This is a genomic window from Lysinibacillus sp. NPDC097195 (genome assembly GCF_044762075.1).
Lineage (GTDB): Bacteria > Bacillota > Bacilli > Bacillales_A > Planococcaceae > Lysinibacillus.
In genome coordinates, this window is the sequence record NZ_JBIWDP010000001.1 from 1924925 (window position 1) to 1949980 (window position 25056).

The following is a 25056-nucleotide window of genomic DNA, read 5'->3' on the forward strand; positions in this document are numbered from 1 at the left end:
ACTTTCATTTGTTTTACTACATTTCCACTCCTCTACCAACTCAAACTCGGCTATGTTACAATTTTTATACAAAAGAGTATTTGGAGTTGAGAATTTGGAAAAAAGTATTAAAAAATGGACTACATATGGATTTTTAATTACCTTAGCCCTAGCAATATTATTTGTTGATTACACACAAACTTTTGATGATTCTATTACAAGTTTTACAACCTATGTACCTGTGTACGACTACATAGTTTCTATCATGCGCTATAGCGTACTAGGTGCATTCGGAGGAATGTTTGTAGGCGTATATGTAGGCTGGCGGTTAAGTAAAAGAACTCCTGGGGATAAGCAATAAATTAAATCACACATCAGTCTATGGGCTTGTGCGTAAAATTACACACAAGTCCTTTTGTTATGCTTTCTCAGTCACTCCAGTAGTTTAACAAATGTCTTTGTAGCTCCCATCAAACAAAATCTTTCAATGTATTTAGTGAGGAGTAACAAAAAAGGATATTTTATCATCAAAAAAAAGATGACTTTTATAGTCACCTTTTTACATGTTAGTCGCAATTTAGTTATTAAATGTTTGTTCGTAACGGTGGAAGAATGCCACTGCGTGCGCTCTTGCTAGAGAATCATTTGGTTTAAACGCTTCATTTGTTTTAGTAGTTGTTAAGCCATTATCACGAAGGAATGTAATAGCTTCTGACTGAGATACAGTCTTACCATAATGCATTGAAACTAAGATCCGAGCGAAGTTACCCCGTGTAATATTTTTACCTGCAATGGCTTGCTTGGATGCTGTGTTTGCACCTAGAACTGGTAGAGCGTATTTTGTAGCCAGTTGGTAGTTTACGTCTCCATACCATGAAGTATTAGCTGTCGTTGAAGCTAGTTCTGATGGTTTGAAGTAACGTAATAGAATTGATAACATTTGGTTTTCCGTTAAGTTCGTGTACGGTTTCAGTAAGTTTTCGTACTTACCTGTTGATGGATTTTTCACGTTTGGATATCCACTAATGATACCGATGTTGACTGCCCACTTAAAATCCTCAGCCCAGTATTGGTTTGCATTGTAATCAGCAAACTTTGATACATCAACGTTTCCTGTTGTTGGCGGTGTTACTGGAGGTGTTGGTGTTGAAGCTGAGTAGTTTAAATAACTTGATGCAACATACCCTGCTGTTCCGTCACTTCTTTTCACAGGATACCAAACAAAATGGTTTTTCTTCGTTGATACTTTTTCATATTCAAATGGACCTGTAATGGTCACCATTTCACCTTCACGTAAAGTACCTAAAGAAGGACTATCCGTAGTAGGTTTTGTCCTAACTGTGACATTCGTTAATGCACTAACTTTTTGATTTGTTTTAAAATAATACTTAGATTTTGTTAATGGTAAATCAAAATCATAGGTCATCTTTGAAAACTTAATATTCTCCTTGCTGTTCGAGTCATATTGAAAATGTTCACGTGAAAAAGGCAGCTCTGTTAAATTTATTAATTCCATTTTATTGATAATTTTTAGAATTTTTTCTTGATAGGCATTGGCATTTCTTTCACCAGATGCTTGAACAATTGGACTATTTACTGGCTTAGTACCGTTATAAGCCATGATAGCGAAATACCATTGTTCTAATACATCTCGTTCCCCTCCGTTGATGCGAGGTAAATCTTTTCGCTTAAACATAGCATCTAGCGTCTCTACACCAGCTTGAATATTATAGACAATATCGTTTTTTAGTCTATCTTGATCGTAACCTGCCTGATTTGTAATTTGCATTATGCCAATTCCATTATCAGCTGTCACAATCACTTCCCCATTCTTATCAAAATGACGCCAATTTCCACTTTCACCTTCCGCTATTGCCTTCACAATTTCAGGAGGAACATCATAACGCAGTGCAGTTTCGGTTAACAAACAGTTCATTGTCGAATAATCAGGGTTTACTTTCGATGTCGAATCATACTCACATGAATTTGCAAGATTATTCGCTAATACATTTTGATCTATGTTTATAGATAGCGAGAGGGTACCGATGGCAATAACACTAATCAATGGTTTCAATATCTTTTTCATGTGTGATGTATACACTTCCTTTCCTATTTTTCAAAGTTAAAAGATTCAAATATATGTTATCATAAACCTAATGTTTGAGACAGGAATATCAACCAATATCTATATTTTTTAACAGTATTGATATATAAATGAAATATCTAACATATAGTATTTGCTTGTGTGATCTGTTATTCTTTCTTATCTCAAAACTTTGCTATAGCAAATTTAAACAACAAAAAACACCTTCTAGACATAACAATCTAAAAGGTGTTATTACTTGAACACTATTCATAATTATACTTTTTTACGCTTATTTTGATAAATACATTGTACGTTGTTGCTCAATCCATTTGCGCATTGTTGTGAACAATAACGCCATAATCGCCGTTAATAATATACCTTTTACAATATTAAACGGCAAAATTCCTGCAACTATCATTGTGTATAATGAATCGCCAACGACTGGCTCCATACCTAAGAAGTACGTGTACATTGGTAAAAATACTGCGTAATTTAACACGCTCATCCCTACTGCCATGACAATTGTTCCTGTTGCCAAACCGCCAACAAGACCTGCGATTGATTTAAAACGATTAAATATAAATGATACTGGTAAAATAAATAATATACCTGTCACAAAGTTTGCAATATGACCAACCGGGACTCCTGTAGGCGTACCTGAGAAAACCCAATCCAAAACATTTTTAAATAACTCTACTAAAATACCCGCTACTGGCCCCATTGTGATGGCTGCAAGTAATGCAGGCATATCGCTGAAATCCACTTCTAAAAAAGCTGGGAACGGTGGAATTGGAAAATTAAAAAGCATTAATAAAAACGAAATACTACTCAGCATACCAATCGTAATAAACGATTGCAGTTTGATATTTTTCTTCATTGAAAACTCTCTCCTCTTTGCTGATTCAATCTTGCAAGAAGAAAGGTGACGACGTAATCGATTGTTTTTCACGAAAAAACCCTTATGCACATCAGCATAAGGGAGAAAAGGCATGATTAAATAGCGCCATTACTAGCTATTTTTTGAGCAAGCAGTGCGATTAATAGACACACTAAAAAAAACGCTCGCACATAGCTTAATTCGTAACAACGAATGACGATCGTACCTTCATCTTCTCCCATCCAGACTATACTGTCGGCCTTGGAATCTCACCAAGTCAGCCATGCAAAAAAATCTTTGCACAGGTCGCGGGCTGAAGAGCCATTATGTAAATCATGCGAGCTATTGTAGTTTTAGACTACACTAGCGATTTACAACTCTATTACCGCCGGTCGGGATTTTCACCCTGCCCCGAAGATGAATCAATATTATTTTATAAATTAACTATAATGTTTTATCTCACAAAAGTAAATACTTCTGCTTAAAAAATTCCGATTAATTTTGTATGCTTTAATGTGTGATTTACAAGCACTGGGTTAAGCGGGTTCCTGACCTTGCGAAGGGAGAAGCACAAAAAGAGAAATTGCACAGTGCAATTTCTCTTTTCGTTTGAACTAAAATGGCTTAGTACTCTTCCTCGGTAACTTCATTATTATTGCCATGTCCGTTTCCGTTGCCATTGCCATTGCCATTGCCGTTACCATTTCCGTTGCCATTGCCATTACCGTTACCTGGCTTTACAACAACCACATCAAATGTTAGTGTGTGCTCACCATATGTTACTGTAATTGTCGTATTTCCTTGACCTTTTCCTTTTACAACACCTGCCTTGACAGTAGCAATCTTATCGTTTGCTACTTTATATGTTGCCAGTTTTGTTACATCTGTTTCCGTTGTTGTTCCATTAAAAGTAGTGACTTCTGTAATTTTCACTGCCACTTCTTTACCGATTCTCGTTTCAACCTGAGCTTGGTCAATAGCTAGTGAAACGATTGGTGCTTCCACAACCGGTGCAGTAACTGTCACGTTGGCTGTTACTTCATTTTTACCATGTGAAATAGTAATTGTAGTCGTGCCCTCAGCCACCGCAGTCACGATTCCATTGACGACAGTAGCGACATTTTCATCCCCAACAATATAAGACGCTTTTGACGTTACATCTTCCATCGTTGCCTCACCTTCTGCAGGCGTTGACGTTTCTGTTACCGTCAATTGTGCAGTATCCCCAGCTGTCAGGTTTAACGTTGTTGGATTTACTGAAAGCGTTACGACTGGTTCTACTACCTCTTTTTCATAGATGATTGCTTTACCTACATTGCCAGCAGCGTCATTAATTACGACTGACACAGCATTCGTATCTGCAGTTACTGGGAATGTGAAGCTACCGTCTTGATTTAAATCGAAAGCAACTGGTGCTTGTACTTCGCCATTTATTGTCGAAATATAAGAAGCTTTTAATTTATCATTTAAATTGTACTGTAAACCATATAAATATAATTCTTCATTGTAGTCGATATATTTATCGGTTACTTGGCCAGTAGCGACACCTTCAGCTACCGAACCAGTAATTTCTGGTTTAGTCGATTTCACGACAATTGGTCCAACATAATCTGAAACTACGCCCGTTGCTGCAAGAGCAGTAAAATCAATTGTATACAGACCGTCCGGAATCGTTGTGGCAGGTGCTGCTCCCCATGGTTTATACTGCCCACCAATATTCAGCGTATAGGAGCCTTTTCCTAGCGCAGTCCCTGCATGAAGATAACCAATATAACCGTCTCCGTATTCTCCACCGTTAGGATTCATAATATCCCACAGCTCGATATAATTCGTTGTTACATCGCCCGTTAAAGTAAACGAAAGTACAGCTGAGTCTTTCACTCCATCTCCATTAAAGGATAAGTCTGTTTCAGTAATTTTATAATCTTTAATTTCAGTCGCTGCCGCATCACCAAAATCAGCCGCGAATGGTAATGAAATTTCTGTCGCGCCACCGTTAATATAAATATACCCTAGTATTTCAGAGCCATTTGGTGCCGTGGCTTTGGAAGCAGTTAAGGTAATATTTAGAACTTGCTCACCAACTAGGTTAAATGTTGGCTGATCTACAGTAACTGTCGCATCACCAAAAGTTTTCGTCACATCAATCGATACATTGTAATTGCCGCCGTTGCCTTTTATATCTTTTACTACAACTTGTTTTGTTACAGAAATATCCTGCTCTTTAAGTGATTGAGGGCCGAATGTAACTGTACCTTTTAAGTTTTCAGAAATAGCACCGCTTCCATCTATCACTGCGCTATCAAGTGCGTAGGCAAGAATTTCAGGATGTACTGCCGCATAAGCATTTACACGCCCAGCCCCCTGAGCAAATACATCGTATTTTGTTTTATCTAAAACTTTAGCTGTATTGGAAAGCGCCACTTTTACATCAAACGCAGTCCAATCAGGGTTTGCTTGTTTGATTAATGCCACAATACCAGCAATATGTGGCGTTGCCATTGAAGTACCTGTTTTACGAGCATAGGCTTCCCCATACTCCGCGTTAGGGAAATCTTTTTTATACATTGGAATCGTTGACATAATATTTGTTCCAGGTGCACTGACATCTGGTTTAATGTCAAAGTTTGGTGTGGATGGGCCACGGGAACTTGAAGCATTCACCTCATCACCCGTAGTCGTCGTCGAAGCAAATTGACTAAAGCTTACTTTTCCAGTTCCTCCTGCTAATGCAGCGCGAATGGCATCACCATCCGTTTGGGACATATCAAATGTTGGTAAAAACTCAAATGAATCACCGAGGAAAGTGCCTGAAATGTTCGGTGCATTCGTGCCACCAGCAAAGTTGTGGATAATGGTTGCGATTGCTCCATTTGCTTTAGCATTGGCAATTTTATCAACAAATGCGATATTACCGCGAGAAATCAATGCTACTTTACCTGCTACATCAATTCCTGTGAAGTCTTTTACTTCTCCATATCCTGGAACAGCAACGAGGTCAAAGTCTCCTTGCAGCTGTGTTGTTAAATTTTGACCAAAAGTCGTACCCATTAATGGCAATTGCTTTACAAAACTGTAGTCGCCAACTGTAATATTTACTTCCCCGTTATACATCACTTCAGGATTTGTTGTATTACCAACAGCAATTCCTAATCGCGCGGTTGCAGGCGTACCCATTGTTCCTCGATTTGGACCAGAGTTCCCTGTTGCAATAACCCCGATTGTCCCCGCAATCATAGCATTATTAATGGCAAAAGAACCCGCATCGGTTTCAGAATTAGCTCCCCCACCTAGCGAAAGGTTGATGACGTCCATTTTCTCCATCACTGCTGTTTCAATTGCTTTTACAATACCCGATGTTGCACCACTTCCATAAGCCCCTAAAACACGGTAAGCATAAAGGTCTACTTTTGGCGCAATTCCTTTAATACCGAATTCATTTGCGCCGATTGCCGCGATTGTTCCCGCAACATGAGTACCGTGAGATGTATAGAACGCACTTCCTTTTTCATTAAATTCAGGTGTCCCAGCAGGACGTTCTGTAGGCGATGTTTCCGATGCGTCGTCATCTGCTCGTGGCTTCGTGTAAGTTGCTGAATTAGGAATAAAGTTTTTTCCCCCTTTGTAAATGCCAGCAAACTCAGGATGATCTGCATCAATACCAGTATCTAATACAGCTACTTTTATCCCTTGTCCTTCTAAGCCTTCCTTCCACAGCTGTTCAATGCCGAGGAACGAATTACTCGTATTCATTCGAGCTTCTAATTGCTCTTCCTTCTTTAGTTCAGAGGATTTCACCGTATTATCTTCTGAGGCATACACCATTGCATCCGGTTCGATCAATGTAATGCCTTCTACTGTCAGCAATTTGGGAAGATCACTTGCTTTGACAGTTGCCGCAAAACCGTTTAAAACAGTATCAAATGTGTATCCTTGAGTCATTTGTACTTTCTTACTCGCTAATTCTTTTTTAACTTTTGCTTGTTGTGTTTGTACATTTGCACGGACCTCATTTGCTCGTGCATTAGAAAATTTTTTGCCTTTGACTTGGTTTATTCCTTGTTCTAGAGCTACAGGCTTTTCAGATAAATGAATAATAACTGCAACATCTTGATTGCCTGATATATTTTGCAAACTTTCGTGAAGAGTTGGACCATCTTTCGATAAGTTTAGCTGTTCAGCGATAGCCGCCTTTAGTTGAATAATACTTTCGCTTTGGCTATCCTGCTTGAATGGCTTCGCTTCTTCAGCTTGAGCATTCGTCAATGGAACCATTAGAGAAAGCACCATAATGAAAGCAAGCATACTACTTAAAAATTTCGTAAACTTAAAGTTTTTCAAATCTCATTTCCCCTTCCGCTTTTAATTGTCACACTTTTCAATTTAGTGTGGTATTTCCAATTTATCACAAGGAAACTATTTCGAATATCTGAATATTCAAATATCGATATTTATTAGTAGTTTATTATTGAGAGATTAAATCTATCTTCCTAGTCAGTTAACATGCAAGTAGAACTTTTAAATGAGAAATGTTGCACATTAATTTGTTACACAAAAAAAATGTACACGACTAACATTTAGTCATGTACATTTAAAATAAGCTACTTTTATGAATTTTTACGGCAACATTTGTTTATTTGCTCCTACCGGCATGGGTAGAAACTGCGTTAAATCAAAGCCCTCCCAATTATCCTGTACAACGTTATCGAGACGAAGCTTTTTATCAAAGCTTGACGCGGTCAACATCATTGCTTCGATTAATTGCGTTGCCCGTACAGCATCCATTGTCGCTAAATCGAGCGGTGCGTCAAATGTAACGACAACGCCCCCATCTTCTTCTTTTACAGTATAAGTGACATTGTCTGGAACGACTGGCACATAAACATCATCTTTTTTATCGCGCATTGTAAGTAGTGCCTCTATAACAGTAGGATACGTTTGATGAAAGTCGGGCGATAAATATTCCGTGCCATTCTCCTCAGTATATAAGTAATAATTATAATGATTAGCATTTGTTAACGAAATAGGCTCACTTGGCTCACCAGCTTGAGAAAATTCGTAAGCAGAACCATCAGCATGTTTTAATGTAATAGCTTTATATTCAGAGTCAGCAAAAGTATCTTTTAATGAGTTTAAATATTTCGTTACAGATGCCGATGCTACATCGTATTCATTTTTGTCTGGTAGTACATGAACGAGCGTTTCGCCCTCTTCTTTAAGTTCACCTTTGTACGGATGGTAATTTGCCAATCCAAGCGCTTCCTCATTAATTTGAGGTGCATATTTTTCATACATTTGTAAAGTTGTTGGCTTTTCCTTACCAAAGTCCGCTGTTATTTTTTCGTTCGGTATAATATACGTCATCGGAATACTATCAGCATTGCCCCCTGTTAAGCCAATTCTAAATACTGCTGCATTTGCTAAATCCTCTTCGTAAACGGAAGTACGTAGCGTCAGCATACGCGCATGTTCAGCGCCAATATTAGCTTTCATCACGCCATCCGCATTATCACTTTCACTTACTTCCTGATCTTCTTGTAAAGTAGAAAAATTCTCAATAGGGGCATTTGCCTCATTGTTAGCGGGCGTATTATTCGATAAATACACATAACCTGCTACAGATAGTACGAAAATTGCCGCAACACTACTTAAAACAGGCCATTTACTTTTAGAGCGCTTTATAGGCTGTACATCTTGATGAGTAGACATCGATTGCTCTTGTTCTTTGTCATCCTCTTGTGGTTGCATCGCTTCTTGAAGATGAATATTATCTTGCAACCGGGCATCGGCAAGCAAGCGTTTCAGCACTTCCTCTTTCGAACGATGGTCAGTCAGCTTTGGGGCATTGTTCAACATTTGTTCAAGTTGGTCATCATCAAATTGTTTATGTGTCATTGCCTTTTCGCCTCCTGTTCCATAGCCTGTTGTAGATGTTGCCTTAAAAATTTAATGGCTCGATGTTGTGTCGTTTTAACCTTCGCCTCTGTCCAATCAAGTATTTGCGCAGTTTCTGTTATCGATAAATCTTGGAAATAGCGCATAATAATCACCATTTTTTGATCCCCTGTACATTTTTCAAGTGCAGACTCTATCTGCTTTAATTCATCACTGGCCTCTAACACATCTTCCGGTGATGGTGTGGTTGAATGTAGTTGTTCCGTTTCCCAGTCAAAAAAATCGAGCGAATGCTTTTTCCGCACAGCTTGCTTACGAAAATGATCGATTGCGACATTTTTAGCAATAGCGAACAGCCATGTTTTTTCACTGCTGTTTCCTGCGAATTGTTCATATGAACGCAGTACACGGACATACACCTCATGTGCAAGGTCCTCAGCTAGTGTACGATTTTTTACAAGATAAATAAGAAACTGGAACACGTCTTGATGGTATGCATCGTATAATCGATGGAACACGGAGTCATTCAAAGCACTCCACCCCCGTTCTCATAGTATTTGTCGTTTATCGCTTGCACAAGTTACATCCAATATATAGTTGGATGAAATTTCACAAATTGCTCATACATCACTAGAGCCGACTTGCAGCCGGCTCTGTAAGATAGGCATTTATTTCAGTAAACTTTAAAGAATTATGATAGAACAAGTTAACGAAGCAAATTTAGTCAAAAGGTAAATAGAAAGTAAAGGTAGTACCTTCTTTTAATATACTGTCGACCATAATATTGCCCGAATGAGCCTTGACAATATTGCGAGCAATCGCAAGCCCTAAGCCGGTTCCTCCTTTAGAACGGGTACGCGCTTTATCAGCCTTATAGAAACGTTCAAAGACGTAAGCTAAATCTTCTTGTGGAATACCGTGGCCAGTGTCTTGCACAGAGATTTTGGCAAATGTCGGTTCTTGCTCGACTTTCACCGTAACAGAACCTTCATCCGTATGACGCAGTGCATTATCGACTAAATTCGTTAACACTTGTTCAATGCGGTCCTCATCCATACTTATAAGCGCATCGTCATCGAATTCACTATTAAAGATGAGCTGGACCTGCTTCTCTTTTGCTACTTGCGCAAATTTTTGCGTAATGCGCTCAAATGTTGCATTTATCGGGACTTCATCTTTATAGAGCGTCATATGACCAGACTCCATGCGCGCTAAATCCAATAAATCTGTTACTAATCGACCCATACGCTTGGATTCATCATAGATAATTTTCGTAATTTCATTGCGTTCTTCTTGATCTTGAATAAAATCATCATCCATCAGCGCTTCTGAGTAGCCCTGAAGCATTGAAATAGGCGTACGTAGCTCATGTGACACATTAGCAATAAAGTCTGAGCGCAGTTTTTCTAGACGATGTTGCTCTGTCATATCACGAATAACCGCGACTGCCCCTCGTATCAATTCCCCACTATAAAGCGGGCTAATCGTAAATGTGTAATAATTTCCATCCATTTCAATTTCTTCTTCTAGCTTATCTTCAAACATTAATACATGATCGAGCATATGGTACAGCTCTGGTGGTATTGGCTTAGCGCTTTGCGAACCTTTATTGACAAACCATTTTTGCATTAAGCGCTCCGCCGGTGGGTTGCTAAGTAAAATCGTGCGATCACGATTAAATGTAATAACAGCATCCGTCATAGAGGTTAAAATATTAGACAATTGCTCATTTTCTTGATTAATAACTTCTAGATTATGCTTTAGTTGACGCCCCATTTGATTGAAAGCAACAGCAAGTTGACCTATTTCATCATTTTGCGTTGTTGGCATTTTGGCTTCGAAATTGCCTTTTGCAATTTCAAAGGCTAGCTCGCGCATTTTACGTAATGGCGACGTAATACGTGATGACAAGAAAAATGCGAAAAATGTCGTTAACACAAAAGCAATAAATGCCGCTAAAAAGACAATTTTCGTCGTCTCTTTCGATGTTTTATGTAACGCATCAGGACTTTGATAAATAAAGACGGCACCGTGTACTTCATCTTCTACGTTTAGTGGGAAGCCTAGCACAACATACGACTCCATTTTTGCTTCATCTGTTGAAGAGGGCATTAGCATTTCCTTAATAACTGGTTCATCGGACTTAAAAATTTCGTGGAAAGATTTATTTGCTAAAATGGCATCTTGAATTTCTTCTTTATTAACGCCTTCCTGCATAGCAAATGATACTTCCAAATGATTAATAGCAATAAGTGCATTCGTACCTTCAGGTAAAATTTCTGTTAAGAGTTGCGAAGTCGATTCCGCCGTCTCATTGTCATCCACAATACTCGCTATTGTTGCAGCGGTTTGACGTAGGGAAATCTCTGCTTGTTGCATATGGTAGTTTTGAAGAAATTCGAGCATTAAAACCGTGAAAACAAATAATACAAATGAAACGAGAAGCAATATGGTTACCCATAGCTTCCCGACAACACTGTTCCATATTCTATTCATTGACAACCTCAAATTTATAACCAACGCCCCAAACAGTCACAATCATTTTAGCGGCGTTTTCAGATACACGATTAAGTTTTTCACGTAATCGCTTAACATGTGTATCAACTGTACGTAGATCACCAAAGAAATCGTAATGCCAAACCTCTTTCAGTAATTGTTCACGGTCAAATACTTTGTCAGGAGATTTTGCAAGGAAATACAATAATTCATACTCTTTCGGCGTTAAATTCACTTCAATGCCTTCCGCCGTTACACGGTGTGCATCATGATCAATCATTAAGTGTTGGAACACCACTAAATCTTTTGATGATGATGCATTCGTCGTAGGAGAGAATGCTTGTGAGCGACGTAAAATCGCTTTTACGCGAAGCACTACCTCGCGTGGACTAAACGGCTTTACAATATAATCATCTGCCCCAAGCTCGAAGCCTTGTACACGGTTCGCTTCCTCACCTTTAGCAGTTAATAAAATAATTGGCGTTGCAGCACGTTCACGTATTTCTGCACAAACTTCTAGCCCATCTTTTTCAGGCATCATAATATCTAGTAAAATACAGTGATACTCTTTTTCTAAAGATTTCTCGATCGCTTCTTCACCATTCTCTGCTTCGTCGACTTGGTATCCTTCTCGCTCTAAATACATTTTTAATAAGCGGCGGATACGATCCTCATCGTCTACTACTAATACTGAAATATTTTCTGACACTTTCACGATCCCTCTCTTCCGATCTTTCTCTACCCTCTATTGTACATGGTACACTACGTCTTGAAAAGAAAAGAAAGCCCTTTCGCTGCAGCGAAAAGGCTTTTCGTTTCCCATTGTTACGCGTAGGAGTGTAAACCTGCAAGAATTAAGTTAACAGCAATTAGGTTAAATAAAATAATACCAAAACCAATTAATGCTAACCAAGCTGATTTTTCACCTTCCCAACCTTTAGATAAACGTAGATGTAGGAATGCTGCATAGAATAACCATGTAATAAGAGCCCATACTTCTTTCGGGTCCCATCCCCAGAAACGACTCCACGCAAGTTGAGCCCAAATCATTGCAAAAATAAGAGCGCCTAACGTGAACACTGGGAAACCAATAATAACAGATCGATAGCCAACTTCATCTAGTAATTGCAAATTGACACGTTTTACAAGCGGTTGGAACATGGCGCTTATTCGACGACGTGCAATAAGGCGAATTAACAAGTAGAGTAATGACCCTACTAATAATGACCATACAACTGTTGTTAATTTTTTAGCATTAACGAGTGCAGGCATCTCTACTAGTGGAGACATACCATGTTCCTCTACAGCCTGATAGTCATGCATCCCAAATAGCGGTGGGAAATTATACGTAATCTGACGAGCTACCCCTTCTTTATCGGTATACGTGTATTTCGATTCGTAATCCATTGCACTAAATGTAGAGGATACAATAACGAAACCAAGCACAACAACTAAACAATACATTACGGCTTCAAGCCAAAATCGTTGCTTTGAAGGCTTCGTTAAATCCACAACTTTTAATAAGTAAATTAACCCTGCAACAGCACTAATAGCTAAAATTGATTGGCCCATTGCAGCTGTAATAACGTGAATTGTTAACCAATAGCTTTGTAATGACGGTACTAACGGACTGACTTCAGTTGGGAACATCGACGCGTATGCAATAATTAATAGCGCTACAGGTAACGCTACTAAGCCAAGCGCTGTCAGACGGTAAATAAAGAATATTAAAATGAATGCGCCAACAATAAACATCCCAAAAGCAGTCGTAAATTCAAACATATTACTAACAGGTGCGTGACCTGTATGAATCCAACGTGTAATAAAATAGCCAAGTTGTGATAAGAAACCAATAATTGTGACAATAATCGCGAGATTACCCCATTTACCGGTATTTTTACCCGTAGCATTCGCTTGTTTAATGGAACCTCCGAATAATAAAGTAGCTACTAGATAAGCTAAGAATGCAACAAATAATAGGTTTCCACTTAAGTCAATCAAACTCATAAGGTGTTGTCACCTTCCTTTTTATTATTGCCACGATTAGTGGACACTTCGCCTTCTTCTGATGTGTCTAACTGATCTTTATAGCTTGGAAGACCAGCAAATGCAGTCACGGCATCTAAATCTTTTTTCATGCTAAACATATTTTTATTTACATGGGCAGCCATCAATACACGACCATCAGGCTCTACCTGTAACCAAAGTCGACGGTGATTCCAATAGGAACCAATCGCAACGCCAATCATGAAAATAATACCACCAATAAATAAAATAGGGATTGTGCGGTCTTTACGAATTGTAAAGCCTGACATATTACGTGTCTCCACACTTTCAAATTTCATTTTGTATTGGTTTTCACCTAGTGGTTCTAATGTTTGTTTAATCGCAACGAAGCTTGTTTCACCTTCTGGCGTTTCTGGTGTCGTCATTTTAAATAGAAATGCTGGATTATTAGGAACGGACGTCGCTGTTTGCGGTACACCATTTTCAAAACCAGAGAAATCTGGCGTGTAGACAAGTAGTTTAACAGATGTACCATTGCCTAAATCATACTCTTTTTTAGGGTTGGTCAAATCGATTTCTACTTTACCAAGTGATTGCTCAGTTGTTTTATTTACTAGTTCGAAATTCATTTGCTTTAATTCATTGAGACGATAATCCATTTGATAAAGTGCGTAGCCGTCTTCTTTTAAAGGATGGTTTACGCGAACAGAATAATCTTTCACCTTTTCTAGATTATCTGTATCACCAGCAATGGCATCTTCAGGCTGTTTGTAGAGCGTAACATCCGTTTGGAAGTTTTTCGCAACAACGTTGACACCCTGTTTTAGCTGTTCGCCCTGCGGAGTATTATCATGAGTTTCTAAAATAAACTTATGATTTTCAATAAAATAACCTTCCATGCCAGTTATTGCACGTGTTTCACCTTCACGCACCCATATCGATTCATCGACATAGAAACCAGGAACTAAACGCAACATTACCCCTGCTAAAAAGATAATGAGGCCTACATGATTTATGTACGGACCGTAACGAGAGAAACGCCCTTTTTCTGCTAGCAAAGCACTTCCGTCTCGACGAACAATATATTTCATTTCAGTCATTTTCTTTTCGACTTTATCAAGCGTCTCTTCAGGACTTGCTGTTACTTGTCCTTCTGCAACAATTCGTTGGCGCTTCATAAAGCTTTCGTGGCGCTTAACACGTTGATTTTTCAATGATTTATAAAGTGGTATTCCACGGTCAAGACTCGCAACAATAATCGATACTGCAAGCATCCCAACTAATATTTGGAACCACCAAGAACTATATAAATCTGAAAGACCTAATGTATAATAGATTTTCCCTACAATACCGTAAACATCTTCATAATAAGCTCCCTTTTCGATATCAGAAGCTTTTACGTAAAACTCTTGCGGCAGTAACGTTCCGATTGAAGCTGCTATTAATGTAATTATAATTAATGCTATCCCAACTTTAACACTAGAGAAAAAATTCCAAATTTTATCGACAATTGTTTTGTTATACGTTTTTGAGCGAATCGCCGTACCATCATAGCGCATGTCGACTACTTTATTGAGTTTTTCTTCTTCGGTTAAAGGACGACCACATTTCTCACAGAGCTTCGTGCCAAACGGATTACTATGTCCACAAGCACAAATAATATTCTCCATCGTCAATTACCCCTCATTTTGGCTTTATTAATTCCATGTAAGAAGCGATTGTCGCCTCCGTCATTTCTCCAGTAGTAATTTTTACTACTTTACCATCAGGATCAATTAAAACAGTTGCAGGTAAATTTCCAACATTATAAGCCGTCATCACACTTTTTGTTTTGTCAATTACGACAGGAAATGTCAATCCATACTTATCAACAAAATTTTGCACTTCAAAATCTGTTTGGGCAATGTTGACAGCCAACGTTTGAACACCAATGTCTTTAAAAACTTGGTACTGGCTATTCATTGCTGGCATTTCCTTCTCACATGGCTTACACCAAGTTCCCCAGAAATTTAAAAATACCCCCTGCCCTCTATAATCAGACAGTTTGTGTTTCTCACCATCTAAATCTACTAACGTGAAGTTCGGTGCTTCAGAGCCAACTGCAACTAACTCTACCTTATCCTTTGTCGCTGTCCCGTAAACGGTGTACCCGATGGCAAGCGCCAAAATAACTAAAATAACGGTACGGGTTACAAGACGTTTCTTCTTTTTCTCCAAGTTAATAAACCCCCTTACTTAAATAGGCCTCGAGGAAATTTTATCGATATTTAGTGTTTGTACGAGAAATATCTGTTAGAATTCCTCGAGGCTTATTTAATTCATTGTTTGCTGGATAAAATTAAAACAGGTGTACTATTCTAACCTATTATAGCAAAATGATACAAATTCGCTTAGTTATTAATTATGAATGATTTATGAACGTTTCCACACGAGGAAAGTGAAAAACTCACTATACGTCTAGCGGTATTCATTTTCTATCGTCGTTGTCTGTTTAGTCGAGTTGCCCCGTTTCAGCTAACACACGCAATTGCTTGACCTCATGTTTCGACAATTCGCGGTATTCGCCTGGTGTTAGGCCATATAAATCTAAAAACGCAAAACGTTCACGTTTTAGTTTTACTACCGGTGTGCCAATTGCCTCAAACATACGACGCACTTGACGATTTCGCCCTTCGTGAATGGTAATTTCACAAATCGCCTTGCCTGCTTGTTCATCAAAAGATGTCATGCTCACTTTTGCAGGTGCTGTTTTGCCATCCTCCAATTGAATCCCACGCTGTAGCTTTTTTAAGCCTTCAATTGTTGGTACGCCTTTTACGCGCGCAATGTATGTTTTGTCAATTTTAAACTTCGGATGCGTTAACATATAAGAAAACTCTCCATCATTTGTCAGTAATAATAATCCAGATGTATCATAATCTAGACGACCAACTGGGAAAATACGTTGCGGAATATGCTTAAATAAATCTGTGACAGTTTTGCGTCCTTTATCATCTGTTACAGCAGAAATTGTGCCGCGCGGTTTATATAGTAAGTAGTAAACCTTGTCTTCTTTCTCAAGTTTTACACCTTCTACTTCAATTGTATCCGAGTTGGATACTTTCGTACCTAGCTCACGTACAACAACACCATTTACTTTTACCTTACCTTCTACGATTAATTGCTCTGCTTTACGTCTTGAAGCGACACCAGCATAGGCAATAACTTTTTGTAATCTTTCCATTCTTTCACCTCTAGTTAAAAATGTAACCTATTGAAGGTTATTTTTCCCGTCAATCTGTGAAAATTATGTCATACTTTTGTGTAATATAAAAGAGAAACTAATTTTGCATGAGTAATACGATTATTTAAATAGTGTATCATTTGCTAGTTTCGCAATTATTTGGATTTTAATTCCATCGGACATATTACCATTTTCTATTTATTTCTAATATAGACCAAACTACAAAAAGCAAATCGCCCTTGCTAAAAAAAAGTGACAGGCACCCGAACGATTTCGAATTTTCGGAATCGTTTGGGTGCCTGGCACTCAATAATATACGTTTTCGATTGACAGCCCTTTTTTACTCAATTCAAGATTTATAAACGGTTTTGCTTTTGTTAATTTTGTTGATATAGATTGTTCGATAGTTGATCCATCGGTCAGTGTGAAAATAAGCTTTTCTGGTTTGGTAATACCATCTTTTTGCACATTGACTTGTTCAACTCTCTCAATCTCTTTCCAGCTCGTGACATCCTCTTGCAAACTAAAAAATGGATTTATATGTAGACCTTTTTCATCAATAATTTGATAGTGATTAATACATAAAAATAAGACCCCAAGAACAAACAACCAGGATGTCCCGACCATTGTTCGTTGCAGTATTCTTCCTTTTTTCGTTTTAGGTGTAATTAATAAATTGATCAATAGCACGATTGCCATTACGATTAACACAGCCATCAAGATTATATAGGCTTTAAAAACCGGCTCAAAAAGGTAAAATTCACTCGGTCGATAAAGAAGTTCTTGAACAGGAAATAATACGATAAACGGTGCGATAAAGCTTGAAATAAATAAAACGATAACAATTGCTACTTGTGTATGCTTACGATTCGTTTCCGTAGTAGCCATACTTGTACACCTCCTAAGTAAAACATGCCATGATAGTAACCTCTATTACTTTACACTATTTTCCAAAAATTTAAAATCGTTTTTTTATTTCCATCCTATAAAAAAATCAGCGCATCGCTTTTAACGATCCGCTGATTCTACTTTAACAGGGGTTGCATAAATACGCTCTTCCCCAATAAAAATGGACAATACGGCTTCCTTTCTCTTTCTAGAAATTTGTAGTACTTGCCTTACTGTCTTCTTTTCCTCTTTGTTCAATTGCAATTGGATTGGTTGCTCTAAACGGATAGCCAATTTATCGTTGACATTATACTTTCCCTTTTTCACAACGGTCTCCATATTATAGTTTTGCCATACCGCATTCGCTAAGCCGCGGTGAATATTCCAATCATCCGATTCATTTAACGTTACGACAATACATGTTTGCCCGTCTTTTTGAAAGGCAGTTGCCAGTGTTCGGCCGGCTACCTTTGTAAAACCAGTCTTGCCGGCAAAGGCCGTACCCGTTGCTGATTTTAACGAACTGACAGGTTGTTCCGTTTCATCGTCAACATCAACTGCAACACCTGAGCCTTCTCGTAATAGTCGATGTTTATTTTCCCATAGCATGCCGTTTACTGTATTGGCACGATATAGAACGGTAGAGGCAATTTTCTCAAAGGTTTTGTTTTGCAGCGCGATTCTTAACATCTCAGCAGTATCTCTAGCAGATGATAAATGTTCATCGTGATGCAAGCCGGACGGGTTCATAAAAACTGTATTGGTAAGTCCGGCAATAACAGCTCGTTCATTCATTAGTTTGACGAAGCCTTCTACCGAACCGCCAGCATGCTCGGCTAATGCTGTTGCTGCATCATTACCTGAGCGCAACATTAAGCCATATAACAATGTTTCAACCGTCACCTTTTCACCGGCTTGCAAGTAGATGGACGAGCCTTCTGCCATGGCAGCTCTTGGTGAAATGACCACTTCCTCTTGGAGATCACTGTTTTCAATAGCGACAAGAGCTGTCCAAATTTTCGTTAAGCTTGCAATTGGTAGCCGCTCATCACTATTAACACCAGATAATACGCGCCCCGTGTCGCCATCAAGCACAGCATAGCCGCTTCCACCTCTTGCCAAACTATTTTGCGGAAAAACTAACATTCCCACTACTAACATAAATACCATTAATCGTAGTAACCGTTGCAACAAGCCACTCCTTAATATAAGTGATAGATAAGTAGTTCTATAAAAATGAGGAAAGCGCTTAGCACTTTTCTTAAATTACTTCACACCGTTAAAAGTTTCTTGGAATTTGGTCATAAATAAATCTGTCTCTTGCTCTGTTTCACCATTTTCCTCTTCTGGTAATGGAGGCATTTCTTCAATACTATTTAATCCGAAGTAGTTTAAGAACTCCTTCGTTGTGCCATATAAAATCGCACGTCCTGTTCCCTCTGAACGGCCAACCTCTTTCACTAGCCCTCTCGAAGCGAGCGTTTGCAGTGGACGTTCACATTTCACACCACGTAAATCTTCAATTGCTACCCGTGTAATGGGCTGTTTATACGCTACAATGGCCAACACTTCTAAGGAAGCCTGAGACAATGATTGCGCAGTTGGATTTTCGACTAATTTTTGAATCGTATCTGCGAGTTCTGGCTTTGTAATTAGCTGGTAAACACCCGCCATTTCTTTTATTGTAATACCTCGATTGTCATCTTCCTCTAATGCTGTACGTAATGCAGCCATTGCATGTGCTACCACTTCTTCTGCTTCACTAAGTAGATGTGCTAATTGTTTTATTGTTAAGCCATCATCCCCTACAACAAATAATAAAGCTTCAATTCTACTCTGTAGGACTATTGTTTTCGTCATCATCCCATTCCTCCTTCTGTAATGTGACCGTTAGTTCTTCGAAATTACCGTCTTGCTCTACACTGACAATCTGACGTTTCATTAGTTCAAGTAATGATAAAAACGTTAAAATAAGTGTTGGTTTATCTTCATAGGGAAAAAGCTCGAAAAATGACGCACGTCCACCTGTGGAACGTAAAGAATGCACAACAGAACGCATTTGCTCTTTTACGGAGCGCTCTTGCCTTGCGACTGTTGTTTTCAATGGCTTCTTTAATTTTTTTCTGCGCATCAGCTTTTGGAAGGCACCAAGCATATCATAAATATTGACGTTCATATCGAACAATGCCATTTGTTCATCTGATGCTAAGCCCGATAAATCGGAAGGCGGTCTTGTAAACACCTGTGCTCTATCTGTCTCAAGCTCTTGTAGGTTGTTTGCTGCTTCTTTATATTTTTTATACTCTATTAAACGTTGTACCAGTTCCTCACGAGGGTCAGGTCCATCGATTTCTATTTCCGCATCCTCAAGCTCGCCTTCATGTATCGGTAACAACATGCGGCTTTTAATGGCCAATAGTGTAGCCGCCATCACTAAATACTCACTTGCCTCATTTAATTCTAGTACCTGCATGGCATGGATATGATCTATATATTGTTGCGTAATCTCAGCCATTGGAATATCATAGATATCAATTTCCAATCTGTGAATTAAATGCAATAATAAATCCAGAGGTCCTGAAAAGGCTTCTAACTTTACTTCATAAGACATTATTTTACCACCCTGACATTCAATGTTCTTTTAGTATAGTGGAAAGGAGTTCAAAATGCATCCACAGCACCATACTTTATTTATTGATTACTGTGCCTATTTCAATGGCAATAAGGATTTTTTTGAATGCCATGAAGTGCTTGAGGAATATTGGAAGGACATCGCGCCTGGCAATAAAAATCATCCCCTTGTTGGTTATGTTCAACTAGCGACAGGATTATATCATTGGCGTCGTGGCAACGCAACCGGTGCTTTCAAAATCTTACATAAAGCACGCAATAATTTTCAACTTAATAAAGGCCATGAATTTTTTAACGAAATCGACTACACAAAATTGCTTACACATGTAAACGCAACACTTGACAATATTCAAACAGGCAAGTCCTTTCAAGCTTTTCCATTACCACTAATGCCAGCCTTACAACAATTAGTGATGGCGCGCATACAACTGCTACCAGAAAGTAGCGCTGACTATCTTCTTCATAAACATATGCTACGTGATCGCTCACATATTCTTGCTGAACGCCAAGAAAGCAAACAAAGAAAAAGCAGACGTTAAATCTCGTCTGCTTTTTCATCCTCACAATGTATACACTTTTGTACAAACTCACGTGTTTCATCAGTTGCACGTACTTGTTCGTATTGACCAAGCTCCGCTACTTCTTGTAGCATTTCCTTTGCCACACCTTCTCCTCGATAAGAAGGAATGACCGAAACGTGTTGAATTGTTGCTGTATGATTATGCTCGTCTGTTACAAGCCCCACAATACCAACATATTCATCGTCTTTTTTCCATAAATATAAAACCCAATGATCATCATTTTCATAAGATTGGATTGTCTCTGTGAGCTTTTTTATGTCTTTTTCGTTAGGCATAAACGAGAGTAGCCCCATCGCTATTTTCTCGAAAGCTTTTTTATATCGAATTAACATATTTGTCTATTCCCTCTTTTTCTAGCTGTACATAATCTTTGACTATCCTACACGATTTGTACTATTACCGCAAGCCAATTTCTGTCTTACGAACCAGGGCCAAGAATACCTTTCGACGCTAACAGCCAATAGACAACGCCCCACAACAAAATAAAAGTCGACATGGACGCTAGTAATACCCATTTATTTTTTCTCAAATTTACTCACCCTTTTTTAGCGTTAACGGGAGATCATTTTGTACAATATCTTCATAACTTTCACGTTTAATGGCTAATTGATGCTGTCCATTTTCAACAAATACCACAGCTGGACGTGGTACGCGGTTGTAGTTACTCGCCATCGAGTAGCCATATGCTCCTGTACAGAAAATCGCTAGCACATCACCTGAAGCTGCTTGCTGTAATTTTGCATCGATAATCAATTTATCGCCTGATTCACAAAGCTTCCCAGCTACTGTGTACGTTTCTTCCTTTGGAGCATTAGCTTTACTAGCAATAACTGCTTCGTATTTTGCATCATAAAGTGCAGGTCGAATATTATCGCTCATACCGCCATCAACTGCAATATAGTTACGTACATCTGGTACTGTTTTTTGAGAACCGATAGTATAAAGTGATGTCCCTGCGTCACCTACTAGTGAACGACCTGGTTCAATCCAAATTTCCGGCATCGTTAAGCCTAGTACTGTTGCTTTATTTTTCACAACTGTAATCATATCCTCAACATATACTTGTGGCTCAAGCGGTGCATCTTCTTCTGTATAGCGAATTCCGAAGCCCCCACCTAAGTTTAGCACAGAACATGTAAAATTGTGAATTTTGTTCCAATCAGCAATTTTATCAATTAGTTTTTCGCCCGCTAAACCAAAGCCTGCTGTATCAAAAATTTGAGAGCCAATATGGCAGTGTAAGCCTAAAAGCTGTAAGTATTCATGTTGGAACGTTTGTTCAAATGCTTCATCAGCTTGCCCGTTATTTAGGTCGAAGCCAAATTTTGAATCTGCTTGCCCTGTCGTAATGAAATCATGCGTATGTGCCTCTACTCCTGGTGTGACACGTAATAAAATACGCATGTTTTGTTGACGGCGCTCTGAAATTTCTTTTAAAAGTTGAATTTCATAGAAGTTATCTACTACTATACAACCAATTTTAGAGTCAAAAGCGAGCTCTAATTCGGCAATGCTTTTATTATTGCCATGGAAGTGAATACGTTCTGCTGGGAATCCAGCTTTTAAAGCTGTAAATAGCTCCCCACCCGAGACGACATCCAATGAAAGATTTTCCTCTGCAGCTAATTGATACACCGCTACACATGCAAACGCTTTTGATGCATAAGCTACTTCTGCCTTTACGCCTAGTTTTTTAAATGTATCAATAAAACCGCGTGCACGTTTGCGAATAAGTGCTGTATCGTACACAAAAAGAGGTGTGCCGTATTCTTTTGCAAGCGCTAATGTGTCTACTTGTCCTATTGTTAAATGCCCATCTTCAGAAATTGCTTGTGTTCCATATAAATGCATCTGCATCTCTCCCTTTTTCACGTCTCCATTTGTGACAATTGTACCTCGTGTATGCAAGTCGTGCTTTCACACAATATTTCTTGAACTTCCATTGAGGCATTATTTTTATTTAGCTAGTTAGAAACCGTGGAACAACATAACCTTTTAATATCGATAACATCAAGCATTATCCAAGGTTATATTTTCCACAATTTCATAAACTTGTCGCTATCAAAAATAATTTTTTCAAAAATCACAAAATACTATAGGTGAACTTTATCACATGAAAAAAGTGAGTGCAACGGCTCCTATGATCTTTTTCGCTGTTTGGAAGCGACTACATATGGTCGTAGCGCATCTGACGTCATCGGGAAGCGAATAATAACACGCAGCATCGCAGTTGGGAAGAACGGAACGAGCGGCCATAAATACGGCGCTTGTAACGGACGTAATGAACATAGATACGTAAATAAAATAAACAAGCCGATAAATAATCCATCTGCCCCCCAAATACCTGTCATAAGCAGCAGGACAATTCTAAAGAGTTTAATGGATATACTTAGCTCGTAAGATGGAATGATAAACGTAAAAATAGCTCCTACTGCTGTATATAACACAACTTCCGATGAAAATACGCCAACGTCAATGGCAATTTGTCCAATGATAACCCCCGCTACTAACCCCATCGCAGTAGACAATGGTGTCGGGGTATGAATGGCGGCCATCCTTAAAAATTCAATCCCTATATCAGCAATTAAAATTTGCAGTAATATTGGAATATGAGATTTTTCTTGAGTTCCTAAAAATGACAAGGAATCCGGTAATAACGATTCTTGTGTCACAAATAAATACCACAAAGGTAATAATAATAAACCCATGATTGTCCCGAAATAGCGCATAAAACGAACAAAGGTCCCAACAGCTGGAGCTTGCCTGTATTCTTCAGCATGTTGCAATAAGTGAAAAATCGTCACCGGCACTAAAATAACAGATGGCGACGTATCCACCATGATGGCTACATGTCCTTCTAGTAAATGGGCCGCAACAATATCAGGTCTTTCTGTATAACGTACAAAAGGTATTGGGTGAAACTTTTGCTTAAAAAGCCATTCCTCTAAAGATTTATCGGCCATCGTCAAACCATCATGATTAATTTGACTAAGACGCTGTCGCAATTTATCGAGCATTTCCTCATTTGCAATATCCTTCATAAACGCAAGTGCGACATCGGTTTGACCGATTTTGGATATTTTATGTAGCTCGAAACGTAAATTACTATTGCGAATACGTCGACGCACTAAAGCAGTATTTTGTGAAATCCCTTCTGTAAAACCATCTCTTGAACCACGAATAACTTTTTCATTATCGGGTTCCTCAGGAGAGCGCCCCGGATAATTACGCAGCTCCGCAACATAACAATAACCACTTTTCGTGATAAATGTTACTTGGCCGCTCAATATAGCGAGTAAATAAGCTTTACGCTCTGTTTCCTCGGAACGACCATGAAAATTGAAAATTGTTTCAAAATATTCTTTTTCATCTTCAATATCGATATCTTCTTCAGGTAACATACTGGATAGTAATTGCGTGAGGGCTTCCCCATCTACAAGTCCACTAATGTATGCACAAAGAACCGGCAAATCTTTGACAAATAAATGCTTAATACCTACGTCAAATGATTCGCCGTCTCCAAATTGTTCTTTAAGAAAATCTTCGGCTTCTTCTAAGCTGTTAAATAGTTTATTTGTTGTCATGCTGTGTCACCATTTTCTTAGATGTCTTTTTCTACTCCATGTTCAACTGTGGCACTCGTGGCCATCCAACTTTTCAACTGCGCTAAAATCTTTTTCTCTAAACGTGATACTTGCACTTGTGAAATGCCAAGCCTGTTGGCAATCTCAGTTTGTGTACAATCAGAGAAATAGCGTAAATAAATAATAGACTGCTCTCGAGGATCGAGCCTTGTGAGCACTTCTTTTAACGGAATATATTCAAACGGCTGTTCAGACTTTTCATCCTTCATTTGATCCATCAATGTAATGGAATCCCCTTCACTTTCATACAATTGCTCATGTAAGGAAGCAGGATCCCTTAAAGCATCAGAAGCTGTCACGATTTCCTCTGTTGTGACACCTAGTACCTGCGCTAATTCTTGAATGGTCGGTGGATGCTCATTATTCTTGATAAATTCATCGGTTGCATGGCGTATTTTAAAGTTCAGCTCACGAATAGAACGGCTGACTTTCACCATGCCATCATCCCTTAAAAAGCGCTGTATTTCACCGATTATCATCGGCACCGCATATGTGGAAAATTTCACATCGTATGCTAAATCAAACTTATCTACAGATTTCATGAGCCCTATACAGCCAATTTGAAATAAATCTTCGAGCTCCACGCCCCTAGTTGTAAAGCGTTGGACGATGGACCATACAAGCCTCGTATTCCCTTCAATCATTCGTTTACGAGCTTCATGATCGCCCTGTTGTGAACGCGCAATTAAATCACGCATTTCCTCCTGTGACAAAAGCTTATCGGACGACTGTTCTATCGGCTTCACGAT

Annotated in this window: 21 protein-coding genes and 1 riboswitch; of the genes, 2 read left to right on the forward strand and 19 right to left on the reverse strand. The window is 38.7% G+C overall.

Translation table 11 applies throughout. The features are described from left to right. Positions 1-94: 94 nt before the first annotated feature. The gene (locus ACIQXI_RS09990; RefSeq protein WP_402924070.1) at positions 95-340 is read left to right on the forward strand and encodes a hypothetical protein; all 246 of its coding nucleotides are present in this window, start codon (positions 95-97) and stop codon (positions 338-340) included. A gap of 216 nt (positions 341-556) precedes the next feature. Here the strand turns inward: ACIQXI_RS09990 and ACIQXI_RS09995 are convergent, their stop codons facing one another. From ACIQXI_RS09995 to ACIQXI_RS10065, 15 genes are all read right to left on the reverse strand, one after another. Further along, positions 557-2065 carry an SH3 domain-containing protein gene (locus ACIQXI_RS09995; RefSeq protein ID WP_402924073.1) on the reverse strand — a complete coding sequence of 503 codons (1509 nt, stop codon included), beginning with the start codon at positions 2063-2065 and terminating at the stop codon, positions 557-559. A 289-nt stretch (positions 2066-2354) separates the two neighbouring features. After that, positions 2355-2942 (reverse strand): ECF transporter S component, encoded by a 588-nt coding sequence (locus ACIQXI_RS10000; protein ID WP_402924075.1) that lies wholly within the window; start codon positions 2940-2942, stop codon positions 2355-2357. 226 nt (positions 2943-3168) lie between these two features. Continuing rightward, positions 3169-3365: riboswitch (FMN riboswitch) on the reverse strand. A 201-nt stretch (positions 3366-3566) separates the two neighbouring features. After that, positions 3567-7283, reverse strand: coding sequence for a S8 family serine peptidase (locus tag ACIQXI_RS10005; RefSeq protein ID WP_402924077.1), 3717 nt, complete (start codon positions 7281-7283; stop codon positions 3567-3569). A 276-nt stretch (positions 7284-7559) separates the two neighbouring features. Beyond that, positions 7560-8837 (reverse strand): RNA polymerase subunit sigma, encoded by a 1278-nt coding sequence (locus tag ACIQXI_RS10010; protein WP_402924080.1) that lies wholly within the window; start codon positions 8835-8837, stop codon positions 7560-7562. Further along, positions 8834-9367, reverse strand: a complete 534-nt coding sequence (gene sigX / locus ACIQXI_RS10015; protein WP_402924082.1) for an RNA polymerase sigma factor SigX — start codon at positions 9365-9367, stop codon at positions 8834-8836. Before sigX ends, ACIQXI_RS10010 begins: the two co-directional genes overlap by 4 nt. 190 nt (positions 9368-9557) lie before the next feature. After that, on the reverse strand, positions 9558-11333 hold the full coding sequence (locus ACIQXI_RS10020; RefSeq protein WP_402924084.1) for an ATP-binding protein: 1776 nt from the start codon (positions 11331-11333) through the stop codon (positions 9558-9560). Beyond that, the gene (locus ACIQXI_RS10025) at positions 11326-12042 is read right to left on the reverse strand and encodes a response regulator transcription factor (protein ID WP_024361488.1); all 717 of its coding nucleotides are present in this window, start codon (positions 12040-12042) and stop codon (positions 11326-11328) included. The genes ACIQXI_RS10020 and ACIQXI_RS10025 overlap by 8 nt, the downstream gene beginning before the upstream one ends. Before the next feature lie 116 nt (positions 12043-12158). Beyond that, the gene (ccsB, locus tag ACIQXI_RS10030; RefSeq protein ID WP_402924086.1) at positions 12159-13340 is read right to left on the reverse strand and encodes a c-type cytochrome biogenesis protein CcsB; all 1182 of its coding nucleotides are present in this window, start codon (positions 13338-13340) and stop codon (positions 12159-12161) included. Beyond that, positions 13337-15010, reverse strand: a complete 1674-nt coding sequence (resB, locus tag ACIQXI_RS10035; protein ID WP_402924088.1) for a cytochrome c biogenesis protein ResB — start codon at positions 15008-15010, stop codon at positions 13337-13339. The genes ccsB and resB overlap by 4 nt, the downstream gene beginning before the upstream one ends. Before the next feature lie 13 nt (positions 15011-15023). Continuing rightward, the gene (resA, locus tag ACIQXI_RS10040) at positions 15024-15557 is read right to left on the reverse strand and encodes a thiol-disulfide oxidoreductase ResA (RefSeq protein ID WP_402924091.1); all 534 of its coding nucleotides are present in this window, start codon (positions 15555-15557) and stop codon (positions 15024-15026) included. A 274-nt stretch (positions 15558-15831) separates the two neighbouring features. Continuing rightward, positions 15832-16563, reverse strand: a complete 732-nt coding sequence (locus ACIQXI_RS10045) for a pseudouridine synthase (RefSeq protein WP_402924093.1) — start codon at positions 16561-16563, stop codon at positions 15832-15834. 306 nt (positions 16564-16869) lie between these two features. Further along, positions 16870-17451, reverse strand: coding sequence for a hypothetical protein (locus ACIQXI_RS10050; protein WP_402924095.1), 582 nt, complete (start codon positions 17449-17451; stop codon positions 16870-16872). 120 nt (positions 17452-17571) lie between these two features. Then, on the reverse strand, positions 17572-18642 hold the full coding sequence (locus tag ACIQXI_RS10055; RefSeq protein ID WP_402924098.1) for a D-alanyl-D-alanine carboxypeptidase family protein: 1071 nt from the start codon (positions 18640-18642) through the stop codon (positions 17572-17574). Between the two features lie 75 nt (positions 18643-18717). Further along, the gene (scpB, locus tag ACIQXI_RS10060; protein ID WP_402924101.1) at positions 18718-19311 is read right to left on the reverse strand and encodes an SMC-Scp complex subunit ScpB; all 594 of its coding nucleotides are present in this window, start codon (positions 19309-19311) and stop codon (positions 18718-18720) included. Further along, complete coding sequence (locus tag ACIQXI_RS10065) at positions 19283-20062, reverse strand: segregation/condensation protein A (RefSeq protein ID WP_402924104.1); 780 nt, start codon at positions 20060-20062, stop codon at positions 19283-19285. The genes scpB and ACIQXI_RS10065 overlap by 29 nt, the downstream gene beginning before the upstream one ends. Positions 20063-20117: 55 nt before the next feature. On the opposite strand from ACIQXI_RS10065, the gene ACIQXI_RS10070 reads away from it, so the two are divergent. Continuing rightward, positions 20118-20621, forward strand: a complete 504-nt coding sequence (locus tag ACIQXI_RS10070; RefSeq protein WP_402924107.1) for a DUF309 domain-containing protein — start codon at positions 20118-20120, stop codon at positions 20619-20621. Here ACIQXI_RS10070 and ACIQXI_RS10075 read toward each other — a convergent pair. The 4 genes from ACIQXI_RS10075 to sigF form a co-directional block, all read right to left on the reverse strand. Next, complete coding sequence (locus tag ACIQXI_RS10075) at positions 20618-20995, reverse strand: GNAT family N-acetyltransferase (protein ID WP_402924109.1); 378 nt, start codon at positions 20993-20995, stop codon at positions 20618-20620. The two genes, ACIQXI_RS10070 and ACIQXI_RS10075, sit on opposite strands and share 4 nt — an antisense overlap. 199 nt (positions 20996-21194) lie before the next feature. Beyond that, entirely contained in the window at positions 21195-22514 is a 1320-nt protein-coding gene (lysA, locus tag ACIQXI_RS10080) for a diaminopimelate decarboxylase (RefSeq protein ID WP_402924112.1), read from the reverse strand. A gap of 287 nt (positions 22515-22801) precedes the next feature. Further along, positions 22802-24247, reverse strand: coding sequence for a spore germination protein (locus ACIQXI_RS10085; RefSeq protein WP_402924114.1), 1446 nt, complete (start codon positions 24245-24247; stop codon positions 22802-22804). 17 nt (positions 24248-24264) lie between these two features. After that, positions 24265-25053: an RNA polymerase sporulation sigma factor SigF gene (gene sigF / locus ACIQXI_RS10090; protein WP_402924116.1), complete on the reverse strand. Its 789-nt coding sequence runs from the start codon at positions 25051-25053 to the stop codon at positions 24265-24267. Positions 25054-25056: the final 3 nt, after the last annotated feature.